Genomic DNA, 25,479 nt, shown 5'->3' with positions numbered 1-25,479 from the left:
TGCCTTGCGTGCTACAGCACGGGCTGCTCGCCGGCGTCCTCGACGATCTGCTCGAGCTTGGTCTGGCGATCGGCGAGCGGCGCGGAAACAAACCACACCACCGTGAACACCAGCATCCACAGCTTGGTGGCGTCGAGGTCGATCGAGCCGGCGAGGTACATCGCCGCGGGGGCGATCGTGCCGACCAACGCTACTAGGCTCACAACTCGGGCGATGGTGTTCATGCCGCCTCCGCGGGGTTCGATGACTGCAGGACCTGGCTGAGCCCGACGTAGAGGGCCGACGCGATAAACCAGCCCGGCAGGGCCACAAAGTAGATCTCAAACACGCGCACGTCGCCGATCATCACGTCGGGGAAGCCCTTCACCAGCCCGACGCAGATCGCCAGCGTGCCGAGCCAGGCCACCGCGGCGGCCCAGTTGATCGGCAGCCGGGCGTGCTCGGCGTAGTACGACCGCAGGCCGAGCTTCGGCAGCAGCCAGAAGTCGCAGAAGATCACGGCGCCCATCGGCATCAGGATCAGCCCGTAGATCGCCACGAATCCTAACAGTCCCATCGCGACGCCCGGGAACATGCCGACAATCGTGACCAACAGTCCGGTGAACAGCGTGACCCAGAACCGCGACGCGCCGGGGATGATCGACTGGAACGCCAGACCGGCGCGGTAGATGGTCGGGTTGGCGGTGGTCCAGCCGGCGATGATCACGCAGATCAGGCCAGCGATGCCGGCGGCGTTGTCGGCCAGCGGTCCGGGCAGCACGTCGGTGTTCTCCGGCGTGCGGTGCAGCTGTAGCGCGTAGAGGATCGAGGCGCTGATCCAGGCCATGAAGTGCCCGACGTACATGCCCGACGCCGTGGCCAGGCCGTACCAAGACTTCTTGGCGAAGCGGAACACGGACAGGTCGCTCATGCCGATGTGCATCGCCATGTTGCAGAACCAGGCGAAGAACATGACGTGCCAGAAGGTGAACTTGGATTGGCCGCCGAGCGGCTCGCCCCCCTTCCAGATGTCGTTCTGCGCGAGCTCCCAGAAGGACGCCAGCGAGTTGACCTCGGCGCCGGTCTCGTTCATGAACTCACGCAGGCCGATGAAGCCGAAAGCCAGGAACACCAACACCATCCACGGCGCGGCGATGTTCGCGAAGCGGGCGACCATGCTGTACCCGGCGGCCGCCACAAAGCTGACCACCACGCCGAGCGCCGCTACGGCGACCACCCAGCCCACGGAGTTGGGGTAGGTGTCCGAGAGGCCGGGCATCGGGAACTTGAACCACACGCCGAGCGCCGTCGCGGAGACCGTGATCATCGACCCGGCCAGGAAGCAGAACGCCACCCCGTTCGCGATGTTGTACAGCGTCACCAAGCCGCGGCCGCAGATCTTCTCCAGCTGGTAGTACAGCGTCAGCCGGGCGCGGGTCGCGATCGGGGCGCACAGCACCATCCAGCTCAGCACCGCTAGGGCGTTGCCGATCAACAGGCCCATGATCAGGTCCCAGGCGGTGACGCCGGCCGCCACAAACAGCGGGCCGAGCATCAGCTCGGTGCCCGCACAGTGCTCGCCGGCGTACATGCCGATGAAGCTTTTGAAGCCGAGCAGCGAGCTCTTGGGCGCGGGTTCGCGCTCAAACTCGCCGCCGGTGGATTCGGATTCGCTCATGCGTTGGGATCAGAATAGGAGGTGAAGAGGAGAAGTTGGATGTTGTGTTGGTCAAGCAATTGGCAGAGCCGGTCATCAGCGCTTATTTGTGTTCCCTCCAACAACAACCAGTAGTTTAGTTTCTTTTGGCCAGCACGTCGGTCTCGTAGCGCTTGACTTCGGCCAGCCACGAGTCGCTTGATGGCGTGTTGTTCTGCTCGCAGTAGTAGTCCCACACCGCGCCCCACGGCATCTGCTTCGCCTCTTCGAGCAGGGCGAGGCGGGTGGTGAAGTCGCCCTCCCGCTCGGCGACCATCAGCCGGTCGATCGGCTCGAGCATCGCCCGCAGCAGCGACTTGAGCGTCGCGCGGGTGCCGATCACCCAGGCCGCGACGCGGTTGATGCTAGCGTCGAAGAAGTCGAGGCCGATGTGCGTGCGGCCGAGGTAGTCGCCGCGGACCAGCTCCTGGGCCAGGGCGTTGAGCTCGTCGGTCAGCAGCACCACGTGGTCGCTGTCCCAGCGGACGCCGCGGCTGACGTGCAGCAGCACGCGGTCGAGGTACTGGAACACCGAGCTCAGCTTGTCGGCCAAGAGCTCGGTCGGGTGGAAGTGCCCCGCGTCCAGGCACAGCACCGTACCGTTCTTCAATGCGTAGCCGAGGTAGAACTCGTGCGAGCCAACGACGTAGCTCTCCGAGCCGATGCCGAACAACTTCGACTCGACCGCGTCGAGCAGGTGCGACTTGTCGAACGTCTTGGCGAGGATCGCGTCGAGCGAGCCGGCGAGCCGCTCGCGGGGGCCGCGGCGGTCGATCGGCAGGTCCTTGTAGCCGTCCGGGATCCAGATGTTGTTGACGCAGACCGAGCCGAGCGCCGCGCCCATCGCGGCGCCAATCTCCCGGCACGCGATCCCGTGGTCGACCCAGAAGCGGCGGATCCCCTCGTCGGGGTGCGAGAGGGTAAAGCCGTCGTCGGCATTGGGGTGCGAGAAGTAGGTTGGGTTGAAGTCGAGCCCGTGGTTGTTTGCCTTAGCCCAGTCGATCCAGGCGGCGAAGTGCTCGGGCTTCAGCCCGTCCCGCTCGACCTTCGCGTCGCCGGTCTCGGCGTAGCAGGCGTGCAGGTTCAGGCGGTGGTCGCCGGGGATCAGCGAGTACGCCTGGTCGAGGTCCGCCCGCAGCTCGTCCGGCGTGCGGGCCTTGCCGGGGTACGATCCGGTCACGGCCAGGCCGCCGCCGAGCTCGTCGGCGCCCTCGAAGCCGGTGACGTCGTCCCCCTGCCAGCAGTGCATCGAGATCGCCACTTGCGAGAGCTTAGCCAGGGCGGCGTCGGCTTCGACGCCCCACTCGGCGAACTGCTCCTTGGCCAGGGAATAACGCTGCTCGAGGTTCGACACGGTCGTAGTCTGCTGCTGAAGTGAAAGTTACTGGAACGAGAGCTCAGAGTGCTGAACCTAGCCCCCGGCGCCAGCCGGAGGACCGAACTGTCGCATCGTCATGGACTCAGTGTTTCAAAGCGTTCGCGGGCCGCCTGCCACTGGTCGGCGGCGCCAACCGGTTCGGCGCGGTCGACCGGCGTCGAGCGGGCCACCACCTGCCGCAGCTCGGTCAGATTCGCGATTACGCCGCAGCCCATGGCCTGCACCAGCGCGTTGCCGATGGCGGTCGCCTCGGTCGGGCCGGTCAGCACCTCGCAGTTCATCGCACCGGCCGTCAGTCCGTTGAGCAGCTTGTTCTGGGTGCCTCCGCCGACGACGTGCAGCCGCTCGGCCGGCCGGCCGGTGAACTGCGCCAGCCTGCCGGCGGTCTGGGCGTAGCAGAGGGCCAGGCTCTCCAGGCAGCACCGGACGAACTGGCCGGGCGTCTCGGGGATTGGTTGCCCGGCGGCGGCCGCCAGCTCGGCGACCCGCGGCGTCATGGCGCCCGGCGCGGCGAGGCTCGCGTGGTTCGGGTCGACCAGCGTGCGGAACGGCTCGACGCCTTCGGCTTGGTCGACCAGCTCGGCGAAGCTGTGCGCGCTGCCGGCGTCGGCGTACTCGCGACGCAGCTCTTGGATCAGCCACAGCCCGGCGATGTTCTTGAGGAAGCGGATCGTGCTGTCGACGCCGCGCTCGTTGGTGAACGGCGCGTGGCAGGCCGCCTCGCTGTAGTAGGGCGTCGGCAGCTCGGCGCCGAGCAGCGACCACGTGCCGCTCGACAGGTAAGCCCACGGCACGCTGTTGTCGGTGACCGGCGCCGCGGCGATCGCCGACGCCGTGTCGTGCGAGGCGGGGGCGATGACCTTCAGGCCGCGCGGCGCGCCGGTCTCGTCGGCGAGCGTGTCACGGAGCAACCCTACCTGCGCGCCCGGATCAACGATCGGGCCGAGGATCTCCTTCGGCAGTCCGAGCAACTCCATCAGCCCAAGGTCCCACTCGCCCGATTGGATGTCGAGCAGCGACCCGGTCGAGGCGATGGTGCGTTCGGTCGCCTGCTCGCCCGACAGCCAGTAGTGGAACAGGTCGGGAAGGAACAGCAGCCGGCGGGCGGCGTCGAGCTGCGCGGGCTCGGCGGCGCGGATCGCCTCGAGCTGGAACACCGTGTTGAACGGCATCCGCTGGATGCCGGTGCGGGCGTAGAGCGCCTCGTTGCCGCCCAGCCTTTCAACCACGCGGTCGCTGGCCGGTTCGTTGCGGGCGTCGCGGTAGCAGTGGGGCAGGCCGAGCACGTCGCCGCCGGCGCCAACCAGCACAAAGTCAACGCCCCAGCAGTCGACGCCGATGCTTGTGAGCTCGAGGCCGCGCTCCTTGCACCGCGCGGCGCCGACCGACAGGCCGTGCAGGATCTGACGCCAGATGCCGGTAAGGTTCCACACGATGCCGGTCGGGACCGAGCAGGCGTGGTGCTCGAAGCGGTGCACCTCTTCTAGCTCGAGCCGCAACGGGTCGCCGTCGAGCAAGCCGAGCATCGCACGGCCAGAGCTCGCGCCGAGGTCGATTGCCAGGTGTGCGGACTGCATAGACGATCCAGGTTCGTTGCGAGAAGAGAGCTGCTATTCTGAGTCGTCGCCGGCCGCAAGTCTAGACCTGGACCGCGCCGGCGCGTCGTCAAACTCAGCCCAGTCGCGGCCGAGTCAATGGGTTAGCGTTGGAACGCCTCCTGCAGGCCGCCATCGACGTTGATAATCTGGCCGGTCGACTTGCCCGAACGGTCCGACAACAGGAAGTACGCCGCCTCGGCCTGGTCGCCGGGGGTGATCGGCTGCTTGGTCAGCGTCCGCTGGGCGTAGTAGTCCGCCAGCAAGCAACGAAGCTCCTCGTCGGTCGCCGACTCCTCGAACGCGATCGCGTACTTGGTCAGCGACACGACCACGCGGTCGCGCGGGAACATGGTCGAGCCCTGCACCACGGTTGCGGGGGCGATCGCGTTGACGCGGGCGAGCGGGGCCAGCTCGACCGCCAGCTCGCGCACGAGGTGATTGGCGGCCGCCTTCGACGTGTCATACGCCACCGAGCCCTTCTTGCTAACCACGCCATTGACGCTGGTGGTCAGCACCACGGCGGCGGGCAGGCCCTGCTCCTTGATCAGCGTGCGGCACTCGTCGACCACGTTGTAGCTGCCCTGGACGTTGACGTTGAACGTGAGCTGCCACTGCTGGTCAGTGAGCTGGCCGTCGCGGCTCGGCGGGATGAACACGCCGGCGGTGACCACCAGCCGGTCGAGGCCGCCGTAGGCGAGCAGCGTTTGCGCGTACAGCTCGCGGATCGACTCGCGGCACGTGATGTCGACCCCCAGCCCGATGGCCGGGCCGCACGCCGAGACGCCATCGCCCGCCACGCCAATGCCTTGGCCGTAGAGGGCGGTCAGCTCGTTGGCGGTCGCCTGGGCGGCGTCGGCGTTGAGGTCGGCGCACACCACGTGGGCCCCTTCCTTGGCGACGCGGTGGGCCACCTCGCGGCCGATACCGTTGCCGGCGCCCAGCACCACGACAATGTCGCGGGCCAGGTCCTTCTCCGGCGGCATCCGCTTCAGCTTGGCCTCCTCGAGCAGCCAGTACTCGATGTCGAACGCCTCCTGCTGGGGCAGGGCGATGTACTCGTCCATCGCCTCGGCGCCACGCATCACCTCCACCGCGCAGTTGTAGAACTCGGCGGTCACACGCGACTCGCTCTTGTTCTTGCCCCACGCGATCATGCCGACGCCGGGGATCAGGATCACGGTCGGGTTGGGGTCCCGCATGGCGGGGGAATTGTCGTGCTTACACCGCTCGTAATAGTCGGCGTAGTCTTGGCGGTACCGGTCGAGCCCGGCAGAAAGCTTCTGCTTCAGGGCCCCGACGTCCTCGGTCTGGGGGTTCCAGTCGACATACAGCGGCTTGATCTTTGTCCGCAGGAAATGGTCCGGGCAGCTGGTACCCAGCTCGGCCAGCCGCGGGGCGTCGTGCGAGTTGACGAACCGCAGGATCTTGTCGTCGCCCTGCACGGTGCCGATGAACTTCTTCTGCTGGCAAACCTGGCCACGCAGCCACGGCAGCAGCGCCACCAGCACTGCCTTGCGGGCATCGGCCTGAAGGGTTTGATACTTCTGGCCGCCGAAGGTCTGCTCACCTTTGTCCTTCAACTCGATGTAGCGGGCCGCCTTCTCGATTAGCGACAGCGTCAGCCCGTAGCACTCTTTGTCGTCGTCGGCCCAATTGATCAGGCCGTGCTGGCTCATCACCAGGCCGCGGAGTCTTGGGTTGGCCTCGGCTTCCCGCTGCATCATCAGGCCGAGCTCGAAGCCGGGGCGCAGCCACGGCACCCAGCCGATCTCGTCGCCGAACACCTCGGCGGTCAGCTCCTTGCTGCGGCGGCTGGCGGCAATCGCGATCACGCTGTTCGGGTGCATGTGGTCGACGTGCCGGGCCGGCAGGAAGCCGTGCAGCGGCGTGTCGATCGAGCTCGCCCGCGGGTTCAGGTTGAACGAGCAGTGCGGGAAGTAGCCGACCATCGCGTCCTCGGACGGCGTCTTCGGGCCGGGGTCGGGGCTGTCGCGGTAGATCGGCTGCAGGGCGAGCAGCTTGTCCATGTACAGGGAAGCAAAGTTCTCGGCCTTGCTGGTCCGCAGGTCGCCGCCCGAGCCCTTGACCCACAGCACGTCGACCTCGCCGCCGGTGAGCGGGTCGGCTTCCAACGCCTTAGACGAGGTGTTGCCGCCGCCGGTGTTGGTGATTCGCTGATCGGCGCCGAGGCAGTTCGAGCGGTAGACCAGCCGCTCTACTGGGCTCATCCCTTGGACGACCCTATCGTCCCATAGGTAGTTGACGTGCTTAAGGTCGCTGGCTTCGACGGCAGTGAGGGTCGCGGGCATGTGGGAAAGTGACTGTTTGGGCCCAGTTGGGGATTGAAAGGCCACATGTTCACACATAGAATGGGGCCGGTCAAGCCGTCGTCCAGTCAATACCACAAAAAAACACGCAACCTCGGACATCAATTCATGGCTCAGGACGCCCTCCCGCAGGCGGCGCCTCTCCCCCAGGAGCGGCACGACCAGATCCTCGCCCTCTTGGACCAAGAGGGTGCGGTGCGGGTCGCCCTGCTCGCTCAGCGGTTCTCGGTCGCCGAGGAAACGATCCGCCGCGACCTTGAGCGGCTCGGCGAGGCCGGCCTGCTAGTCCGCACCCACGGTGGGGCGCTCCGACTGCGGGACGACCGGCAGGACCCGCCGATCTCGGTCCGGCGGACCACTAACGCTGCCCAGAAGCGGGCCATTGCCCTCCGCGCGGTCGAGTTGGTCCGGGAGGGCGACACCATCGCCCTCGACGCGTCGAGCACCGTGCTTGAGCTGGCCGCCGCGCTGCCAGACATGCCGCTGACCGTGGTGACCAACTCGGTCGAGGCTGCCCAGCTGCTGGCCGGCCGCACGCACATCCACGCCACCCTGACCGGCGGCGAACTCGACGACTCGCTGGTCGGCATGCTGGGGCCGATCGCCGAGGGGACGCTGCGGCAGTTCGCGTTCGACAAGGCGTTCCTGTCGTGCAAGGCGATCGACCCGCGGCGCGGCATGAGCGAGGCGAGCGTCGCCCACGCATCGCTCAAGCGGTGGCTGCTCGACCTGTCAGACGTGTCGATCCTGTGCGCAGACCACAGTAAATTTGGCGTGCGCTCGGTATCGTTTTTCGGTATGCTGGCGGATGTCGGCGTGTTGATTACCGACGACCAAACCAACGCCGATTTCCTCCAGCCGCTCGGCGCGGCGGGAGTCGAGACGCTGATCGCCAGCCCGGCCACGGCCCAGCAGCCGTCCGGTGGCAGGTCGGCCGGCGGCAAATCTACTAAGTCGGATCCCACCAAAGCGGCGGGCAAAGTGACCAAGGCGGGCGTGTGAAGGTATCGCTCTTTATTCCCTGTTACGTGGACCAGCTCTACCCGCAGATTGGGCTGGCGATGGCCGGCGTGCTCGAACGGGTCGGCCACGAGGTCGACTACCCGCCGGGGCAGACCTGCTGCGGGCAGCCCGCGTTCAACTGCGGCTTCCAGGACGACGCCCGTGAGGTCGCCAAGCACTTCCTCAAGACTTTCGCCGACGCCGAGCTGATCGGCGTGCCGTCGGGCTCCTGCGCGACGATGGTCCGCGTGTTCTACCGCGACCTGTTCGAGGGGACCGACCTCGCCCAGCAGGCCGCGGCGGTCGCCGAGCGGACCTACGAGTTCAGCGAGCTGTTGGTCGACAAGCTCGGCGTGACCGACGTCGGCGCGTCGCTCTCTGGCCGCGCCACTTTCCACGACGGTTGCCACGGGCTGCGTGAGCTCGGCATCAAGGACGCCCCCCGCAAGCTGCTGGCGAACGTCCAAGGGCTCGAGCTGATCGAGATGGCCGAGGCCGAGACCTGCTGTGGATTCGGCGGCACCTTCGCGGTCAAGTTTCCGCAGATCTCCACCGCTATGGCCGAGGTCAAGTCGCTCTCGATCGACGAGACCGAAGCCCAGTACGTCATCTCCAACGACCCGAGCTGCCTGTTGCAGATCTCGGGCTACCTGTCACGCCAGGAGAAGCTGCAGGCCAAGTGCCTGCCCAAATGTCTCCACTTAGCGGAGGTGCTGGCCGGACAATGAGCACGCCCCTCGAACAATTTCAGCACGACGCGGCCCAGGTCGCCGGCGACGGCGACCAGCGGCAGTTCCTCCGCAGCTCGCTGTCGGGCTACGTCACGACGCGCCGCGGCACGCAGGGACGCTTCCAAGACTACACCTCGGCCCGCGCCGCGGCCGCCGAGATCAAGTGGAACGCCATCGAGAACCTCGACAAGCTGCTGCCGCAGTTCGCCGACAACCTCGAGGCCCGCGGCGTCAAGGTCCACTGGTGCCGCAACGGCGACGACGCCCGGAAGGCGATCCTCGGCGTGATCCACGCCCACGGCGCGAAGTCGATCGTCAAGAGCAAGTGCATGACGACCGAGGAGATCCACCTCAACGAGCTGCTCGAGAACGAGGGCTTCGAGGTCGTCGAGTCGGACCTCGGCGAGTTCATCGTGCAGCTCCGCGGCGAGGCGCCCTACCACTTTGTCTTCCCCGCGATGCACCTCAAGCGGGGAGCCATCAACAAGCTGTTCAAGGAAAAGCTCAAGTCGGCCGACACCGACGACCCCGAGCAGCTCACGATGATCGCCCGCGAGGTGCTCCGCCAGAAGTACCTCGACGCCGACGTCGGTATCAGCGGCGCGAACTTCGGCGTCGCCGAGACCGGCATGATCTCGATCACCGAGAACGAGGGCAACGCCCGGCTCACCACGGCGATGCCGAAGGTGCACATCGCCGTGATGGGCATCGAGAAGGTGATCCCCAAGCTCGACGACCTGGCGCTCTTGCTGCCGCTGCTGGCGACCGCCGGCACCGGGCAGCACCTCACCGGCTACAACTCGCAGCTCGGCGGCCCCCGCCAGGCGGGCGAGGTCGACGGGCCCGAAGAGATGCACGTCGTGCTGCTGGACAACCACCGCACGCGGCTCTTGGCCGACCAGGAGCAGCGCGACGCGCTGCGGTGCATCCGCTGCGGCGCGTGCCTGAATGTCTGCCCGATCTTCAAGAACGTCGGCGGTCATACCTACGGCACGACCTACCAGGGCCCGATCGGCTCGGTGATCACGCCACACCTCCGCGGGCTGTCGAGCTGGAAGCACCTGTCGGACTCGTCGTCACTGTGCGGCGCCTGCACCGAGACCTGCCCCGTCCAGATCGACCTGCACCACCACCTGCTCCGCAACCGCCGCAACTCGGCGCAGAAGCAGGGCGGGGTGCTCGAGTCGCTGCAGATGCGCATCTTCAGCTTCGTGATGCGGCGGCCGTGGCTGTACGGGCTGGGCGGCAAGCTCGGCCGGATCGGCCACGTGCTCTCCCGGCCGATCCAGGGGACCAAGCTCGACCCGCTCTACAAATGGCGGGCGACCCGCGACTTCCCCGACCCGGCAGCGAAGACCTTCAAGGAGCAGTGGAAGGAGCGTCGGCGATGAGCGACCACCGCGAGGCCATCCTCGGCCGCGTCCGCGAGGCGCTCCGACGCCCCACCGACCCGCACGTCCGCAGCACCTCGGCGCCCGCAACCTCCGAGCCACGCGCGTGGCTCCCGGCCGGCGGCGACACGCACGATGACCGCGTCGCGCTGTTCGCCGAGTGGAGCGACAAACTCAAGACCAGCTTCATCACAGTCGCCGACGAGTCGCAGGCGGCCGGCGAGCTGGCCCGCATCGCCGCCGAGGAAGGCTGGACGAGCGTCGGCGTGCACACCGACCCGCTCGTGCAGGCGTGTACCGGCCAGCTCACGGTCTCTCAGCTCTCGACCGACGGCGGCTACGACCCCGCCGAGCTCGAGAAGTGCGACGCCGGCATCACCGCGTGCGATGCGCTGGTTGCCCAGACCGGCAGCGTGGTGCTGACGACTGCTTCGGCCGGCGGCCGCGCGCTGTCGGTGCTGCCGCCGCACCACGTAGCGATCGCTCGTCGCGACCAACTGCTGCCCGACCTCCCGTCGGCCTACGAACTGCTGCGGCAACGGTACGCCGCCGCCTGGCCGAGCTTCATGACGATCATCTCCGGCCCCAGCCGCACCGGCGACATCGAGCGGATCCTCGTCCTCGGCGCCCACGGGCCGAAGAAACTCACGGTCATCTTGGTTGGGTAAGTGCTTGGGGGCGTGCGTTCTCTGCGGCGCCTTCGCTGCTAGTTCTTTGTCTGTCGGAGCACAGCCGTGGGCACTGCCCTCATCCAATCACCCCGCGAGGCGGCCGAGATTATCCGAGCCGGGGGCGTCGTCGCCTTTCCGACCGAGACCGTCTTCGGCCTCGGGGTCGACGCCACCAACGACCAGGCGGTGCGCAAGCTGTTCCAGGCCAAGGGCCGACCGAGCGACAACCCGCTGATCGTCCACATCGCCGACGCCGGCCGCTGGTCGGACGCGGCCGCAACCCTGACGCCGACCGCCGAGGTGCTGCTGTCCGCGTTCGCGCCGGGTCCGCTGACGGTGCTGCTGCCGAAACGCGCGGAGGTGTCGGACCTGGTGACCGCTGGGCTCGGCACGGTCGGCATCCGGGCGCCCAACCACCCCATCGCCGCCGAGATCCTGCGCCTGGCGGGCAGGCCGGTTGCCGCCCCGTCCGCCAACCGCTCGGGGCGACCCAGCGGAACCCGCTGGCGGTCGGTGCTCGAGGACCTCGACGGAAGGATCGACGCCGTCTTCCAGCAGGATGGGCCGTCTTTGGGGGTGGAGTCCACGGTGGTGGACTGCACGGGGCCTGTCGCTACGGTGCTCCGAGCTGGAGCGGTCACGATCGAGCAGATCCGACGCGTCCTGCCCGACGCCCGGGAGGTCAACGAGGACGCCGACCGCCACGCTGATACCGACGTCCGCTCGCCCGGCACCCTGCACCCGCACTACCAGCCGCGCGCGACTGTCCGCTTAGTCGATAGGCCCAGCGCGTTAGCGAGCCAGGAAGGCGCCCGCGTGGCATACTGCGGGCTGCTCCCCATCGAGGATCAACCGTCGGTGGTGCTGAGTGAGGTCTTCAACTCGCTCGACGATTACGCGGCCGGGTTCTACGAGTTCCTCCGCGAGGCCGACCGCCAGCAGGCGACCGTGGTCTTCGTTCAGCGTGCCCCCGACAAGGGGATCGGCCACGCGCTGCTCGACCGACAGCAGAGGGCCGCGGGCGAGCGATAAGGTGCGGGGCGCTTCTGCCCTCGTGTCACTCTCCGCCCGCATCGGGCGGCGCTAGCCGCGTCTGTTGGCGGCAAGGCTGCGCGTTTTCGGGCACGACTTCGCAAAGCCATTCACGACCGGCGCGTTCGCGGCCCAAAGACGCAGACGCACGCCAACGAGGCGAGAGAGAACGCAAGCGGCTCGGGCACGGCAACGATCCGCGACAAGAAGACTCCCGCAGTTCCATCCGTAAACCTCGCCGAGAACAAGATCTGTCCACTGTCGTTCAATCCGCTTCCAAGCGCCCCGTGTTCGATATCTCCTCGGAACTCGACGAACTCGATTTCTCGCAGGATTCCGGGTTCCATTTCGAGCAGGTCTCCAGGAGCCGCCACCTTGTGGAGATCGCCCCCAAAGTCGGTGGCGAATAGACCGGTCCGTAGCCTTCCAGTGGATTGCACGTACTGAGCAGTAAACGCCAATTGGTTCCGCTCGTTGACGCTGCTATTACCAATCAAGTCGCCGATGGTGCTGCTCTCGCTAGCGAACACACCGTTCACACCGGGAGCGATTCGGCCTTCGATCGCGATCGGCTTGGGGCCGTCCGGAGTCGCGAGCCAAAGTGAATCGCTGTCGTTGTTCCCAAACTCTGGGCCAATGACAACCGCCTCGAAGGCGAGACTTCCGTCGCCCGCAATGCCGAGGGGCGACTCGGCAGAATCACTAGTGAGAATGGCTAAGAATCGGCCGCCGGGAATTGTCGGCGGCTCGTCGCCTTCTCTTACCAACAGGCTTGGATTGTCGCCGGGCCTGCTCAACCACAACGAGTTGCCAATGCCGTCGACGATTGCTCCGAAACCGATGTCACCGTTGTCGTTGATGACCGGGAAAGTGAGTGCGAATAGCGATCCGAGGGCGGGGTCGGAGCCGAAGCTTTCTGTCACAATCCGTTCGACTCCCTGCTGAGAATCGATCCTGATGATGTGTCGAACGGACTCAAAGATCTCCAGTGGATTGATTGTCGTGACGCGAACTGCAATCGCGCCGGCTGCATTGACAACTGGTCGCTCGAATGCCGAGGTATCGGTTGTGGCATACACCTCGCCTGGAGCGGTGAAGCTCGGCTGATCGCCCGCACGCAGGAGCGGCGCCGCCGGCCCGCCGTCTGATACGAACAGCACTTCACCGGGCGGCGAGGTGCTGCCGTTCGTCCACGTAGCCGCAGGCCCCGCCAGGCGACCGCCGATTCCCAAGTGAGAAAAGTCGAAAGATCGGTAGGTGACGCCCGGCTCGGAGGGGTCCACCAAGTCTCCCGACTCCGCAATCGCGGTAAGCTCACCAGATTGAGGGCCGGTGGCAATCAGGTCGAAACTGGGGGGAGTGCCATTTCCAACGCCGCGGATAAACGTGCGCCCCTGATCGTCGATCTGCACATGACTGAACTCTCGAAATGAGTTGCCACCCACAGCGAAGGCAGGTGTGTCAACGAGGGCGAGCGTTTTGAGATCGCCTCCTGCATTTGTGAACGCGCCATCGCGCGGCCCGCAGCACTCCAGTCTCGCGAGAAACGCGGCCTCGCCGTAGTTGTTCAGGACGGCTTTGCTGAAAAAGTTCTCAAAAGTCCTGCCCTCAAAGCCGGGGACCGCTTGCCCGGAAAGAGCGATGGTCTCTACGGAATCGAGCGTTTGAAGTCCGCTAGCTGCGGTGGAACTGGTCGCCAGATGCGCGACACACAGAAAGAGAGTAGCGAAGTAGTTCGGACGAGGTAGGTGGGGGCTCATTAGTCACTCAATGGTTGTCTTGATTTGGGCCTGCTGCCGTCTACGATTTCGCCGTCTTGACGGTGTGAAAGTATTGACCTTGCGGCGTGAATAACCCTAGGTCGACCGACGATACGCCGGTCTCCGCGGTTGGAATCCTAGTGCCAGAGGATCACTACCCGCCTCATCATCGGAGACGTTTGCATCAGCATACCCGCCGCCGTTACGCCGGGCAAATCTCTAAGGCCAGTGAGTGATTTCCTCGGATACCGATAGCATGTTATGTACAGCGCGAGGGTGGGGCGTTGTAAGAAAACTTGCTTCCCTCTCCGGCCCCGTGCTAGACTCGGTGCAGAACTGGGGCTTGCCGGCCAGCAGGCTTGCTGTCCCATGTAGGCGACTCGAAGGAGGATGGGATGGAATCCGGTTTCGTCGTCGACGGCCCTGCCCGCTACGACGCCGCGGTCTGCGCGACGCACCTGGCGGTCATCGAGCCGGCGGTTCGGACGGAGTACGAGCCCCTGCTCGTTAACGCCGGGGCGTGGCGCCGCTGGCGGATCCGCCTTCAGATCCGCGCCGAGATTGCTCGTCGGCTAGAAGTGGCGCTCGCGAACGACGAGTCGCCGGAGCCGTCCCAGTTCTCGCTCTGGTAGTCTTCTCTCTACGCCACTCGCTCTTGGTGGCAGCGTGGTTCCAAAACGCCCGAAGCGGGCGTTTGGCGACCGGTGGGCAGCTGCTGACCTAGCCGCATCGGCCACTCTATTGCTTGGGTCCTCTATTCCTTAGGGCCCACACGCGCCAATTGGATCGTTTGCGGACGGCCTCGTCACGATTGGCACACGCCCTGCTACCGGACTGCTGACCCTTGCTTCGGATGCGCACTACGCGTCCGGCAAGATTTCCGTCAGCGTTCACCCCCGGCAGCAGGTTCTTCCACGATGAAAATCGCGATCGTCTTCTACAGCACCTACGGACATGTCTACCAACTGGCAGAGGCGGTCGCCGAGGGGGCCAAGAGCGTCGACGGCGCCGAAGTTTCGGTCTATCAGGTCCCGGAGACGCTCTCCGACGAGGTGCTGAAGAAGATGGGCGCGCTGGAGGCCCGTCAGGCGTTCGCCGACGTGCCCGAGGCGACCACCGACATCCTTGCCGAGGCGGACGCGGTGATCTTTGGCACGCCGACCCGCTTTGGCAACATGGCGGCGCAGATGCGGTCGTTCCTCGACTCGACCGGCGGGCTATGGAAGAAGGGCGCCCTGGTCGGCAAGCCGGGCAGCGTGTTCGCGTCGACTGCCAGCCAGCACGGCGGGCAGGAGACCACCATCACCAGCTTCCACACCACGCTGCTGCACCACGGCATGCTGGTAGTGGGAGTGCCCTACAGCTGCGAGGGGCTGTCGGAGATGGGCGAGATCTCGGGCGGCACGCCCTACGGCGCCACCACCATGGCCAAGGACGACGGCTCGCGGCAGCCTTCGGAGAACGAGCTGTCGATCGCCCGCTTCCAGGGCGAGCACGTCGCGAAGATCGCCAAGAAGCTGGCCGGCTAGGCTGCTCGTGCAACGGCGAGATTCAACCACCACAAGCAAAACTTTAGAAAGTTGAGTCGATGGCATCCAAGGAACCCGAGTCCCACACCGGCGCCGGCGGCGAACCCCACCAGACGGCCAAGAGCGCCGAGGGCCGCCTGACCACCAACCAGGGCGTCCCGGTCAGCGACGACCAGAACACACTGACGGTCGGGCCCCGCGGACCGCAGCTGCTCGAGGACCATTTATTGCGTGAGAAGATCACGCACTTCGACCACGAGCGGATCCCGGAGCGGGTGGTGCACGCCCGCGGCTACGGCGCCCACGGCTACTTCCAGTGCTACGAGTCGCACGCCGAGCTGACCAAGGCGGCGTTCCTGCAGGACCCGAGCGTCAAGACGCCGGTGTTCGCGCGGTTCTCGACCGTGGCCGGCAGCAAGGGCTCGCCCGACACCGCGCGGGACGTGCGTGGCTTCGCCGTTAAGTTCTACACCTCGCAGGGCAACTACGATCTGGTCGGCAACAACATCCCGGTGTTCTTCATTCAAGACGCCATCAAGTTTCCGGACCTGATCCACGCCGTCAAACCGGCCCCCGACCGCGACTTCCCCCAGGCGCAGTCCGCGCACGACACGTTCTGGGACTTCGTCTCGCTGATCCCCGAGAGCATGCACATGCTGATGTGGGTGATGTCGGACCGGGCGATCCCGCGGTCGCTGCGGATGATGGAGGGTTTCGGCATCCACACGTTCCGCTTCATCAACGAGGAGGGCGAGGTCACGCTCGTCAAGTTCCACTGGCGGCCAAAGCTGGGGACCTTCTCGCTGGTGTGGGACGAGGCCGTGGTGATCTCCGGCGCCGACCCCGACTTCCACCGCCGCGACATGTGGAACGCCATCGAGGCGGGCGACTACCCCGAGTGGGAGCTGTGCGTGCAGGCGTTCACCGAGGAGGAGGCCGCCAAATTCGACTTCGATGTGCTCGACCCCACCAAGCTGATCCCCGAGGAGCTCGTGCCGCTGCGGCCGCTCGGCAAGATGGTGCTCGACCGCAACGTCGACAACTTCTTCGCCGAGACCGAGCAGGTCGCGTTCTGCCCGTCGCACGTGGTGCCGGGCATCGACTTCTCGAACGACCCGCTGCTGCAGGGGCGGCTGTTCTCGTACCTCGACACGCAGCTGTCGCGGCTTGGCAGCCCCAACTTCCACCAGATCCCGATCAACCAGCCGAAGTGCCCGATCGCCAACTTCCAACGCGACGGCCACATGCAGACCTTCGTGCCCAACGGCCGGGTGGCGAACGAGCCGAACACGCTCGACAACGGCGCCCCCCGCGAGTGCCCGGAGACCGGCTTCGCCAGCGCCCCGGTCCCCGAGGCGGGCGACAAGATGCGGACCCGGCCGGAGAGCTTCCGGGACCACTACACGCAGGCCCGGATGTTCTACAAGTCGATGCTCGAGGTCGAGCAGGAGCACATCGCCGGCGGCCTGGCGTTCGAGCTCGGCAAGTGCAAGGAGCTGAAGGTCCGTAGGCGGATGCTGGGCCACCTGAAGCTGATCGACGAGGACCTGGCCGAGAACGTGGCGACCAAGCTCGGCATGGTCGGCCAGGCCGACAAGATCGAGCCAGCAGCCAAGGTCCGCGACGCGAAGCCCTCGGCGCCGCTGTCGCAGTACCGCGTGGCGCCGGAGTCGATCGCGGGCAAAAAGATCGCAATCCTGACCACCGAGGGGGTCGACGCCAAGCTACTCAAGGAGCTGCGTGAGGCGGTGGAAGCCGAGGAGGCGACGGTTGCCGTCATCGCGCCGGCGGCCGGGCCGTTCAAGGACAGCAGCGGCCAGGAGGTCACGCCCGACGACTTCCTCGACGGCGCCCCGTCGGCCTTGTTCGACGCCGTGATTGTGGCGCCGACCGACGACGCCGACGCGCTGCTCGGCAAGCAGGCGGCCGCCGCCGACTGGCTGCGGATGGCCAACTCGCACCTCAAGGCGATCGGGTACACCGCGGCGGCGCAGCCGCTGCTCGAGGCCGCCGGCGTCGACGCCGAAGCGAAGGGCGTGGTTGCGGTCGACGACGGCTTTGAGAAGTTCATCGGCTGGGCCAAGCAGCACCGTGTCTGGGAGCGTGCATGACCTTGCGACCATGAGTCCGTGAGGCTATTGCACAAGTCAACCCAAGGAGGAACGTTGTTATGCAAGCATCCCCAAGTCAACCCGCCATGCCCTCAGCTGCCGACGCGCCCGTCTACGTGCTCCGCAACGCCACGGCGGGCCCCGCGAACCCAGACTCGGACCCGCGCGGCCAACTCGAGCGGATGTTCGGTGAGCGGCTGGTGTTTGTCGAAACGCACAACTCCGCCGAGGGCGAGCGGGCGGTCCGCGAGGCGTGCGAGAAAGCGAGCATGGTTGTCGCCGCCGGCGGCGACGGCACCATCAACGCGGTGATCAATACCATGATGCAGCAGCCGTCCCGGCCGCCGCTGGGGCTGATCCCGCTGGGCACCGCGAACAACCTCTGCCGGGCACTTGGGGTGCCGCTCACGCCACGCGAGGCGTACGCCGCGCTCGGCTCGGGCAGGCGGGCAAATATCGACCTCGCCAAGGCGACCTGCGACGGCCAGCAGCAGTACTTCACGTGCGTCGCAAGCGGCGGCAACAGCGACCGCGTCATCGAGTGCCTGCGGCACGAGGACAAGGCCGCGTGGGGGCCGTGGTGCTACCTGCGGAACGCCCTGCCGGTGATGGCCGACCTGACCGGCTACCAGACGCGGCTCGAGCACGACGGCGGCGAGCTCAACCTCAGCTTGTGGAACGTGATGGTCGCCAACGGCAAGTTCGCCGCCGGCGGACTGCAGGTGGCTCCGCGGGCGCGGATGGACGACGGCCTGCTGGACGTGGTGCTGGTCGAGGACGGCACGCCGCTCGATCTGGCGACCATCAGCGCCGAGTTCTTCTTGGGCGACTACCTCGAGGACGACCGCGTCACGTTCTTGCGGACCCGCAAGCTCCGAGTCGAGGCCAATCCGGAGCTCCGCTTCCTCGCCGACGGCGAGACGCTCACCGGGCAGCCGTTCGAGTTCGAGGCCGTGCCGGACGCGCTGGAGGTCGTTATCCCGTAACGGCTATTCGATGGCCGCTTCCGATGGCCGCTATTGGGGGGCCGCGGGCAGCGAGCGGCCGGGCCAGCGGGGGTACTCGAGCCGGCCGATCGGTTCGAATCGCTCCGCATCGGAGAAGTACATCCAGTGAGTGACCGTGATCGAGTGGTCGGTCGCCTCGAGGAAGTTGAACGAGTTCTTCTCCCGCTCGCGGGCGCGGCCCCGGCGGGAGGTGGTGGTGCCGCACTGGCAGATGATGATGCCGCGCTGCCGCTCGGCGCCGGGGTAGATGTCGAGCGAGTTGCCGATGTAGGCGCGGTGCAGGTGGCCGCCCATGATGATGTCGACCTCCAGCGTCTCGAACCGGTCCATCGCCCGTTTGGCCTTCGGCATGACCTCGGTCTGCTCGTAGTCGGGCGCGGGGGCGAAGTGGTGGTGGGCCACGACGATGCGGAGGTCGCCGTCCGGCGCGGCGGAGAGGGCCTGCTCGCAGTAGTCGAGCTGGGTGTTGTGGATGCGTCCGTTGGTGATCGCGCGGTACGGAGAGGCAGAGTTGAGCGAGGCAATGGTCGCCCCGTCCACGTGCAGCGTGCTGTTGAGCTCTCGGCTGATGTGCTCGTGGTAGTTGCGGTAGGGCGCCGTCAGACGCTCCCACACGCGGTACAGCGGCACGTCGTGGTTGCCGGGCGTGACGACGGTCGGAACCTGCGGCAGGGCGTCCAGGAACCGCCGGGCGTCCTGGAATTCGCTTGGCTTGGCACGTTGGGTAAAATCACCGCTGACGACCATCACGCCTGGCTGCAGGTCGTGCGCGGCCCGCAGGGCCGCTTCGCTGACCTTCGGCAGGAAGTACGGGCCGAAGTGGAGGTCCGAAATTTGCATCAGAGAGAGCATGCGTCCTCGTAGGCGTGTGTCGAATCGAATTGAATAACGTCCATGGAAGCCACCGCAGCCGCCGAATACCTCGAGAAGCCCGACCAGTTTCTGACCGATCAGCAGCGGAAGTGGCTCCAGCCGCTGCCGCCCTGGCGGGCGTGGCTGCGGCGGGTGTTCATTACCGCCAACCGCCGGCTGATGCGGCTGCTGTTCCGGTTCTCAGTCGTCGGACTAGAGAACCTGCCGGACAAAGGCCCGCTTATTCTGGCCCCCAACCATACCAGCTCGCTGGACGGGGCGGTGCTGTTCGCCGCGCTCCCCGACCAGACGCTCGACGCGACCCGCTGGGCGGGCCGACAAGGCGCCGTCCTCAGGCACGCGGGGCGGCGGTTCTTCAATAGGTTAGCAAAAACGGTGCCTATCGAGCGGAACACCTCGGCGCTGGCCGCCGCGTCGGCCGTGCTGGGACGCGGCGAAAACCTCGTCTGGTTCCCGGAGGGGACCCGCACCCGCGATGGCAGCCTGCAGCCGCTGAAGGCGGGCGTCGGCCTGCTGATGACGCACCTCGAGGTCCCCGTCGTGCCCATCTGGATAGAGGGCGCGTACCACGCCCTGACGCCGGGCTCGCTGTGGCTGCGGCCGTTCTCGCCGATCGAGGTCCGGATTGGACGGCCGTTTACTGCCGCCGACCTCGATTGCCAGGAGTGCGACGAGCAGCAGCGGGTCGACGCATGCGTCGAAACACTGCGGGAGCGGCTAGAGCGGCTCCGCGATGGCGAGGCGACCGCCGACCCCGCGTAACACCGGCGGGCTGTATTCGTACGAGGGGGCGAGAGCACGAAGGTTGCTTCCCCACCCGAACACGAATGGAGCGTCGTCATGAAGTCCTCGCTACTTGCCGCGGCCCTGCTGCTGCCCCTCTCGTTTCTAACCCCCACCGCGTTCGGCCAGACCGACTCGGTCTCGCTCGCCGACGCGGTCGACGCGTCGTACGACTTCGAGCTCTACGTTGCCGAGCCCGAAACCGCCACCGCGTGGTTCATGCTGTGGACTTGGGAAGACGGTTATCAGCGGGTCAGCTACCGCTTCGACACCAAGGCGGCCGCCGAGCGGGAATGGATCCGCATGCTCCAGCACCTGACCGACCCGCGGCTCGGTTCGATGGACGCCGACAACTTGATCTCGGTCGACTTCTTCGAGGGACTCGCCGAGCCCCGCTGGGAGTATATCGAAACCTACGCCACCCTTGCCGAGGCCGAGGAAGGCGCCCAGTGGTGGGAGGAACGCCTAGGCCTGATCACCGACATCCGCATGGTGTCGACCCTCAAGAAGGCGACCACGCTCAAGACAGTGGACTCGCTCCGCTAGGCGCCGTCGCTCATGCCGACACCAGCATCTCGCCGATCAGGCCCAGCAGAAAACCAGCCACGGCGCCGAGCGATGGCGCCCAGCGGTTCTCGAGCCGGGCCTGGGGCGCGATGTCCTGGAAAGTCAGGTACAGGATGCCGCCCGCCGCGAACAGCATGACCCCCGACACTACCCGCGGCGAATCGGACAGCAGGTGGTAGCCGACCATGCCCGCAGCGGGGCCGACCAGCGCCATCGCGGCGAACGCCGCCACGAGCCTACGGCCCTGCCAGTCGGTTGAGTCGACCAGCTCGCGGTAGCTATTGAATCCCTCCGGCAGGTTCTGCAGGGCGATCAGCCCGGCGAGCAGCGGCCCGGTGTTCTCGCCCAGCGCGAACGAGGCGCCGAGGGCCATCGCTTCGGGGATGAAGTCCGACAGCATCGCCGCGAGCTGGGTCGCCGGCGTGTTGATCTTGAACAGCAAGAGGTCGAGCGCCATGAACGCCACGCCGCCGCCCGCGAAGCACACCGCCACGCCCGCCGGATGCAGGTCCCGCGAGCCCTCCGGCACGAGCACCAGCGCCACCGCCGACAAGAGCGCCCCGCCGCCGAACGCGATCACCGTGTGCCGCAGCTCGTTCTCGAGCCACTGCGGGTGGATCCGCTCGACCATGGCGATCGCCGCCCCGATCGGCATCGCGGCGCCCGCCATCAGTGTCAGCAGGACGACTTCTAGCCAGGTTGACATCGCCTCTCCGTTGCTAACGCAGAGCAGGGGGGATTGGTCGTTTAGGTTGATGGCCACGGGAAGGCACGAACGGACTCAAAAGGCAGCTGGCAGTTCTTTGGCTCGTCCGCAGCGATCTTTTCGTGACTTCTTGTGCCTTTGCGTGGCTATCTAAACCGCCCGCCAAAAGCGGGCTAGCCCTCGGCCAGCAGGCTCGCCTCGAAATCGGCCGAGTACGCCCGCAGCCGGTCCTTCAGAGCGAGCTGCAGCTGGCTCTCGAACCGGTACGGGTTCCACATCATCGCCAGCGTGCGGGTCGGCTGCTCGCCCGATAGCGCCCGGTACGCCCGCTTGGGCGACTCGTCCAGCCGGCGGGCCATGGCCGGGATCATCGACACGCCGTGCCCCAACGACACAAGCTCCTGCACGGTTGTGAGCTGGCTGGTCCGCTCGACCGCCACGGGCTGGATCGACCGCTGGCGGCAGAACGAGGTGACGCTCTCGGTCAGGCAGTGCGCCTCGTCGAGCAGGATGAAGGGCCGCGGCTCGATGTCGGCCGCGGTGACCTCGGCCTGCTCGGCCAGCGGGTCGTCGACCGCGGTCACCAGCAGCAGCGGCTCGGTCAGCAGCGGCTCGGACTCAAGGTACTTGGCCGACAGCGGCAGCGCCAGCACGGCCAGGTCGATCTCGCCCTCCTTGCACCGCTGGATCAGCTTGTCGGTGGTGTCCTCCTGCACGGCCAGACTCGCCTGGGGGAACTCGGTGTGGAACCGCCGCAGGAAGTCGGGCAGGAAGTACGGCGCCACGGTCGGGATCGCCGCGATCCGCAGCCGGCCGCTCTGCCCGTCGTCGGCGATCTGGGTTTTAGTGTCGTCGACGATCTGCAGGATCTGCCGGGCCCGCGACTCCAGCAGCCGCCCGGCGTCGGTCAGCGAGATGCACCGCGTCCGGCGTTCGAGCAGCGGCTGTCCGAACTCCTCCTCGAGCCGCTGGATCGAACGGCTCAGCGCCGGCTGCGACACGCCCAACTCCTCGCTGGCGTGCGTGATGTTGCCGTGCTTGGCGACGCGGAGGAACTGGCGGAGCTGGTCGATGTCCATCGTCTGGCTTGGGGGGCAGGGAGCTAGCGGCCGGCCGGTGGCCGAGCCCTCATTATGGGCCTGCCGGCGCCCCGCTGCTACTCCGACTCGCCGGCCGGTTCGACCGCCTGCTCAGAATCGCCCGCCTCCTCGGCTTCTTCGTCCTCTTTCGGCTCGTCCCGCCAGAACTCGCCGCGGTAGTGCCGGCCTTCGACCTGGGCCGGGTTGACGCCGGCGTCGCGGAGGTACTTCCAGGCGAGCTGCCGCTCCCAGCAGGCGTTCGAGTAGCAGGCGGCCGGCTTCCAGTACTCAATCGCCCGATCCTGCTGGTCACGGTGAGCGGCGTACCGCCCGAGGAAGATCCCGAACGAGCCGGTCAGGTTGCCGGACCCCTGCTCGCGGTACTGCTCCACAAGCCGGTCGACCTCCGGCTGGTCGATCTCGCCGGTGGCGATCGCCTGCTGCAGCACCTTGGCGAGTTCGACAAAGAAGCCGGGGCTTTCTTTCTCGTCCTCGGGCTCGTGTTCGGCGAGCGTCTGGAGCACGGCGTCCCGCTCGGTGGGTTGGTCGAGCTGGTCGTAGAGCATCGCCAGCGTCATGCCGTCCCACGGGCTGAACTTCTGGGCGAACCGCTCGGCGAGCATGTCGCGGGCCTCGGCCGGCTGGTCGGTGGTAAGCAGGTGCAGCGTCTCGGCCACGAGCTGCTCGCGGGTCCCCTCCAGCCCGTGGTTGGCCAGCCGCTGCTGCTTCCGCTTCCACGCCGCCTCGAGGTCGCCCTTGCCGGTGCGGGCGCACCAGTCGTACCAGTCGTCGTGCCCGTAGTTCATGCCGTACCGCTCGGTGACGTAGACCGCGAGCTGCTCTGCCTCGTGGTCGCGGCCGTGGAGGGTTAGGCACTCGCAGTAGAGCTGCATGGGGTCGGCCGCGCCCGACCGCGAACCCCTCTCGGCCCAGGGGAGCGCGTCGTCGTGGCGGCCCTGGTGCATGTAGGTGGCGGCGATGGCCGAGGCCGCGCGGGACTGCCGCAGGCCGTAGTCCTCGAGGTCGAAGATGCGGTTCATGGTCGTGAACCACTGGTCCTCGTCGCCGCGTTTGAAGTACAGGTTGGCCAGCGCCCGCAGTGCGACCGCGTCGGGCGCCTGGTCGACGTACCGCTGGTAGAACTCGAGCGCCCGGTCGTTGTCGCCCTGGGCCTCGTAGCCCTTGGCGATCGCCAGGTTGAGCGAGGGGTAGGTGGGGTACTGGGCCGCCAGCTTCTCGACCTTGTTCTTGAAGAGGTCCCAGCGGTAGCGGACGTTCGTGGTGAGCAGCAGCGGCGACTCGCGGCTGACCTCGGCGAGCTGCTCGGTAAAGAACACCTGCTGCTGGGTCTTGCCGGCGTACCACTTGGTCATCGCCCGGTGCAGGTCGGGCTCGACCTGCACGCGGAGCCACCGCTGGTAGCCCCGCGCCTGGTTGACGGTCATGTTCTGCAGCTTCACGGCCGCCGGCAGCTTGCGCATCAACGCGTAGCCCGCGCCGATGGTCGCCGCGTCGACGAAGGTGAAGTCGCCCACCGTGCCGGCGTAGTCGTCGGCCCGCGAGCCGGGCGGCAGCGCCAACGTGCGGATCAGCGGCGCGAGTGGGTAGCCGGTGATCTCCGGCTCGAGCCGCCGCACCTCGTCCGACGCGTCCATGCCGAGCGAGTGCTTGACGAACAGGCCCCGGCGGGCGGCGTGCAGCGCGTTCCAGGCCTCGATCCCGCAGCCGAGCACCGCTAGCGAGGGCTCCTGCTGGTCGTCCTCGCCGGCGGCGATCAACGCCTCGGCGATCTCGACGCGGGGCAGCTCGGCCGCCATCTCCGCCCCCGCGTGCTCGATGCCGTCGAGTTCCTCCGCGACCATCTCCGGCAGCCCCTCGACCAGCGGCAGCCAGCGGGCGATCTGCTGGCTGTGCACCGCCGGCATGATGGCGGTCACCTGGTGGTTGAAGCCGACGCCCGAGTCCTCGTACAGCACGTCGACCATCCACAGCTCGTCCGGGTGGTCCGACAGCTGCTCACGGCACGCGGCCAGCGTGAGGTGGTCGCAGTCCGACTGCTGCACCGCGCGGCACCAGAGCGTGCCCGCCAGGTCGCTCAACGGCGAGTCCGTGTCACGGAAGCGATCACGCAGCTTGTCAAACTTGTACTTGTGGTACTCGGTCAGCAGCGGCGCCCACGCGGGCGAAGAGTCGCCGCCCGGGGAGCTACTGGATTCTTGCTTCCGGATTTCCAGGACGTCCTCGTAGCCGTCCTGGATCAGGCCGATCATTACGTTGGTGTAGGCCTCGGACCAGCGGCCGCCGAGGTGTTCGGGCCAGCGCTGGCGGAGCCGCTCCGCGTACAAGAGCGCCCGCGCGCGGCACGCCTGGGCGCGGAGGTCGAGCAGCGGCGAGTAGAGCTGCGACAGGTTGGCGTACCCGCGGGCCAGGCCGCCAAGTCGCTCGGGCGACTCACCAGACTCGCGGATGTCGCCGTGGATGGTGCGCAACGCCCGCCACTGCGAGATGTGGTTCATCTGGAGCAACGCGTCCTCGGTCTCCGCGGCAAGCGGCGCCGTGTCGACCAATCGGTTGGGGCTCGGCCGGTAGCCGCACTGCTCGAGCAGCTCAATCAGCTCGCCGCGGGTGCGGGGCTCGAGCTCGGCCGCCAGCAGGCCGTAGGTGTGCGCGTAGGCGGGCTCGATCGTGAACGTCTGGGCGGCAAGCTCCTCCCCGCCGCGGTCGATCCGCAGCTCGCTCTCGCCCGGATGCCAGATGTCGAGCACCACGCCGAAGGTCGCCTCGCCGTCCCGTTCCAGCGGCTCGTAGAACGTGCCGTCGCGGGTGGCGAGGCCGAACTCTTCGCGGGCAGTGAGCAGCAGCGCCTGCCGCGCGAGCTCGATCGACAACGCGTCGCGATTCGGCCAGGCGTTGTCCCGCTGCCGCAGCTGCTCGTCGACCGCGGTCCGCCTGAGGGAGACGACCCGATCGCCGGCCAGCTCGGCCCGGGCGGCGACCGAGCCCAGGGCCGCGGCGAGCATAAAGACACCCAGCAGCATCCTCAATGGACCACACATCACGACGCCCCAAGCAGGTGAGATAAGCAGGCGGCGACCGGATCGCGACGCCCAGGCAAGTCCGACTATACCGCGGCCTGCGGGGCGACGCAATTTACGCGGGGTCGACAGGTCGCCCCCCGTCGCCATCCGGCGCGCGCATCGGCACAGCGGCTCGCGAGGTTGCGCCCGTTCGCTGTTCAAATGCCTCCCGGTGGGAACTT

Annotated in this window: 21 protein-coding genes; 11 read left to right on the top strand and 10 right to left on the bottom strand. The window is 67.2% G+C overall.

Annotation, left to right across the window (positions count from 1 at the left end; translation table 11 throughout):
- Nucleotides 1-11 precede the first annotated feature (11 nt).
- The 5 genes from Pla123a_RS10415 to Pla123a_RS10395 all read right to left on the bottom strand — a co-directional run bounded on the left by Pla123a_RS10415 (nucleotide 12) and on the right by Pla123a_RS10395 (nucleotide 6,960).
- The gene (locus Pla123a_RS10415) at nucleotides 12-224 is read right to left on the bottom strand and encodes a hypothetical protein (protein WP_146586596.1); all 213 of its coding nucleotides are present in this window, start codon (nucleotides 222-224) and stop codon (nucleotides 12-14) included.
- Nucleotides 221-1,657, bottom strand: a complete 1,437-nt coding sequence (locus Pla123a_RS10410) for a purine-cytosine permease family protein (protein ID WP_146586594.1) — start codon at nucleotides 1,655-1,657, stop codon at nucleotides 221-223. Before Pla123a_RS10410 ends, Pla123a_RS10415 begins: the two co-directional genes overlap by 4 nt.
- 115 nt (nucleotides 1,658-1,772) lie before the next feature.
- Nucleotides 1,773-3,029 carry an L-rhamnose isomerase gene (locus tag Pla123a_RS10405; RefSeq protein ID WP_146586592.1) on the bottom strand — a complete coding sequence of 419 codons (1,257 nt, stop codon included), beginning with the start codon at nucleotides 3,027-3,029 and terminating at the stop codon, nucleotides 1,773-1,775.
- A 98-nt stretch (nucleotides 3,030-3,127) separates the two neighbouring features.
- On the bottom strand, nucleotides 3,128-4,630 hold the full coding sequence (locus tag Pla123a_RS10400) for a rhamnulokinase (protein ID WP_146586590.1): 1,503 nt from the start codon (nucleotides 4,628-4,630) through the stop codon (nucleotides 3,128-3,130).
- A gap of 122 nt (nucleotides 4,631-4,752) precedes the next feature.
- Nucleotides 4,753-6,960 (bottom strand): bifunctional rhamnulose-1-phosphate aldolase/short-chain dehydrogenase, encoded by a 2,208-nt coding sequence (locus Pla123a_RS10395; protein ID WP_146586588.1) that lies wholly within the window; start codon nucleotides 6,958-6,960, stop codon nucleotides 4,753-4,755.
- Nucleotides 6,961-7,086: 126 nt separating this feature from the next.
- Here Pla123a_RS10395 and Pla123a_RS10390 point away from each other — a divergent pair, with 126 nt between their 5' ends.
- The 5 genes from Pla123a_RS10390 (at nucleotide 7,087) to Pla123a_RS10370 (ending at nucleotide 11,805) form a co-directional block, all read left to right on the top strand.
- Nucleotides 7,087-7,980 (top strand): DeoR/GlpR family DNA-binding transcription regulator, encoded by an 894-nt coding sequence (locus Pla123a_RS10390; RefSeq protein ID WP_197527853.1) that lies wholly within the window; start codon nucleotides 7,087-7,089, stop codon nucleotides 7,978-7,980.
- Complete coding sequence (locus Pla123a_RS10385) at nucleotides 7,977-8,708, top strand: (Fe-S)-binding protein (RefSeq protein WP_146586584.1); 732 nt, start codon at nucleotides 7,977-7,979, stop codon at nucleotides 8,706-8,708. The genes Pla123a_RS10390 and Pla123a_RS10385 overlap by 4 nt, the downstream gene beginning before the upstream one ends.
- Complete coding sequence (locus Pla123a_RS10380; protein WP_146586582.1) at nucleotides 8,705-10,102, top strand: LutB/LldF family L-lactate oxidation iron-sulfur protein; 1,398 nt, start codon at nucleotides 8,705-8,707, stop codon at nucleotides 10,100-10,102. The genes Pla123a_RS10385 and Pla123a_RS10380 overlap by 4 nt, the downstream gene beginning before the upstream one ends.
- Nucleotides 10,099-10,770 (top strand): LutC/YkgG family protein, encoded by a 672-nt coding sequence (locus tag Pla123a_RS10375; RefSeq protein ID WP_197527851.1) that lies wholly within the window; start codon nucleotides 10,099-10,101, stop codon nucleotides 10,768-10,770. Before Pla123a_RS10380 ends, Pla123a_RS10375 begins: the two co-directional genes overlap by 4 nt.
- Nucleotides 10,771-10,836: 66 nt before the next feature.
- Entirely contained in the window at nucleotides 10,837-11,805 is a 969-nt protein-coding gene (locus Pla123a_RS10370; RefSeq protein ID WP_146586578.1) for an L-threonylcarbamoyladenylate synthase, read from the top strand.
- 110 nt (nucleotides 11,806-11,915) lie between these two features.
- Here Pla123a_RS10370 and Pla123a_RS10365 read toward each other — a convergent pair whose 3' ends face one another.
- Entirely contained in the window at nucleotides 11,916-13,565 is a 1,650-nt protein-coding gene (locus Pla123a_RS10365; protein WP_146586576.1) for a DUF7453 family protein, read from the bottom strand.
- A gap of 395 nt (nucleotides 13,566-13,960) precedes the next feature.
- Between Pla123a_RS10365 and Pla123a_RS10360 the strand changes: the two genes are divergently transcribed.
- The 4 genes from Pla123a_RS10360 (at nucleotide 13,961) to Pla123a_RS10345 (ending at nucleotide 18,191) form a co-directional block, all read left to right on the top strand.
- Nucleotides 13,961-14,197, top strand: a complete 237-nt coding sequence (locus tag Pla123a_RS10360; protein WP_146586574.1) for a hypothetical protein — start codon at nucleotides 13,961-13,963, stop codon at nucleotides 14,195-14,197.
- A 285-nt stretch (nucleotides 14,198-14,482) separates the two neighbouring features.
- Nucleotides 14,483-15,094 (top strand): NAD(P)H:quinone oxidoreductase, encoded by a 612-nt coding sequence (wrbA, locus tag Pla123a_RS10355; protein WP_146586573.1) that lies wholly within the window; start codon nucleotides 14,483-14,485, stop codon nucleotides 15,092-15,094.
- A gap of 59 nt (nucleotides 15,095-15,153) precedes the next feature.
- On the top strand, nucleotides 15,154-17,205 hold the full coding sequence (locus tag Pla123a_RS10350) for a catalase (protein WP_146586571.1): 2,052 nt from the start codon (nucleotides 15,154-15,156) through the stop codon (nucleotides 17,203-17,205).
- Between the two features lie 86 nt (nucleotides 17,206-17,291).
- On the top strand, nucleotides 17,292-18,191 hold the full coding sequence (locus tag Pla123a_RS10345; protein ID WP_197527850.1) for a diacylglycerol/lipid kinase family protein: 900 nt from the start codon (nucleotides 17,292-17,294) through the stop codon (nucleotides 18,189-18,191).
- Between the two features lie 30 nt (nucleotides 18,192-18,221).
- On the opposite strand, the gene Pla123a_RS10340 is transcribed toward Pla123a_RS10345, so the two are convergent.
- Entirely contained in the window at nucleotides 18,222-19,064 is an 843-nt protein-coding gene (locus Pla123a_RS10340) for a metallophosphoesterase family protein (protein WP_146586567.1), read from the bottom strand.
- Between the two features lie 42 nt (nucleotides 19,065-19,106).
- On the opposite strand from Pla123a_RS10340, the gene Pla123a_RS10335 reads away from it, so the two are divergent.
- Together Pla123a_RS10335 and Pla123a_RS10330 are read left to right on the top strand one after the other, a co-directional pair.
- Nucleotides 19,107-19,847: a lysophospholipid acyltransferase family protein gene (locus Pla123a_RS10335; protein WP_146586565.1), complete on the top strand. Its 741-nt coding sequence runs from the start codon at nucleotides 19,107-19,109 to the stop codon at nucleotides 19,845-19,847.
- A gap of 78 nt (nucleotides 19,848-19,925) precedes the next feature.
- Nucleotides 19,926-20,414 (top strand): hypothetical protein, encoded by a 489-nt coding sequence (locus tag Pla123a_RS10330; RefSeq protein ID WP_146586563.1) that lies wholly within the window; start codon nucleotides 19,926-19,928, stop codon nucleotides 20,412-20,414.
- A 10-nt stretch (nucleotides 20,415-20,424) separates the two neighbouring features.
- On the opposite strand, the gene Pla123a_RS10325 is transcribed toward Pla123a_RS10330, so the two are convergent.
- The 3 genes from Pla123a_RS10325 to Pla123a_RS10315 form a co-directional block, all read right to left on the bottom strand.
- Nucleotides 20,425-21,141, bottom strand: a complete 717-nt coding sequence (locus Pla123a_RS10325; protein WP_146586561.1) for a ZIP family metal transporter — start codon at nucleotides 21,139-21,141, stop codon at nucleotides 20,425-20,427.
- A gap of 173 nt (nucleotides 21,142-21,314) precedes the next feature.
- Nucleotides 21,315-22,220, bottom strand: a complete 906-nt coding sequence (locus Pla123a_RS10320; protein ID WP_146586559.1) for a LysR family transcriptional regulator — start codon at nucleotides 22,218-22,220, stop codon at nucleotides 21,315-21,317.
- A gap of 77 nt (nucleotides 22,221-22,297) precedes the next feature.
- A complete protein-coding gene (locus Pla123a_RS10315) occupies nucleotides 22,298-25,258 on the bottom strand; it encodes a tetratricopeptide repeat protein (RefSeq protein ID WP_146586557.1) in 2,961 nt (986 codons plus the stop codon).
- Nucleotides 25,259-25,479: the final 221 nt, after the last annotated feature.

The organism is Posidoniimonas polymericola (genome assembly GCF_007859935.1).
In the GTDB taxonomy this organism is placed as follows: domain Bacteria; phylum Planctomycetota; class Planctomycetia; order Pirellulales; family Lacipirellulaceae; genus Posidoniimonas; species Posidoniimonas polymericola.
This window is presented reverse-complemented; position numbering and strand designations above follow the sequence as displayed.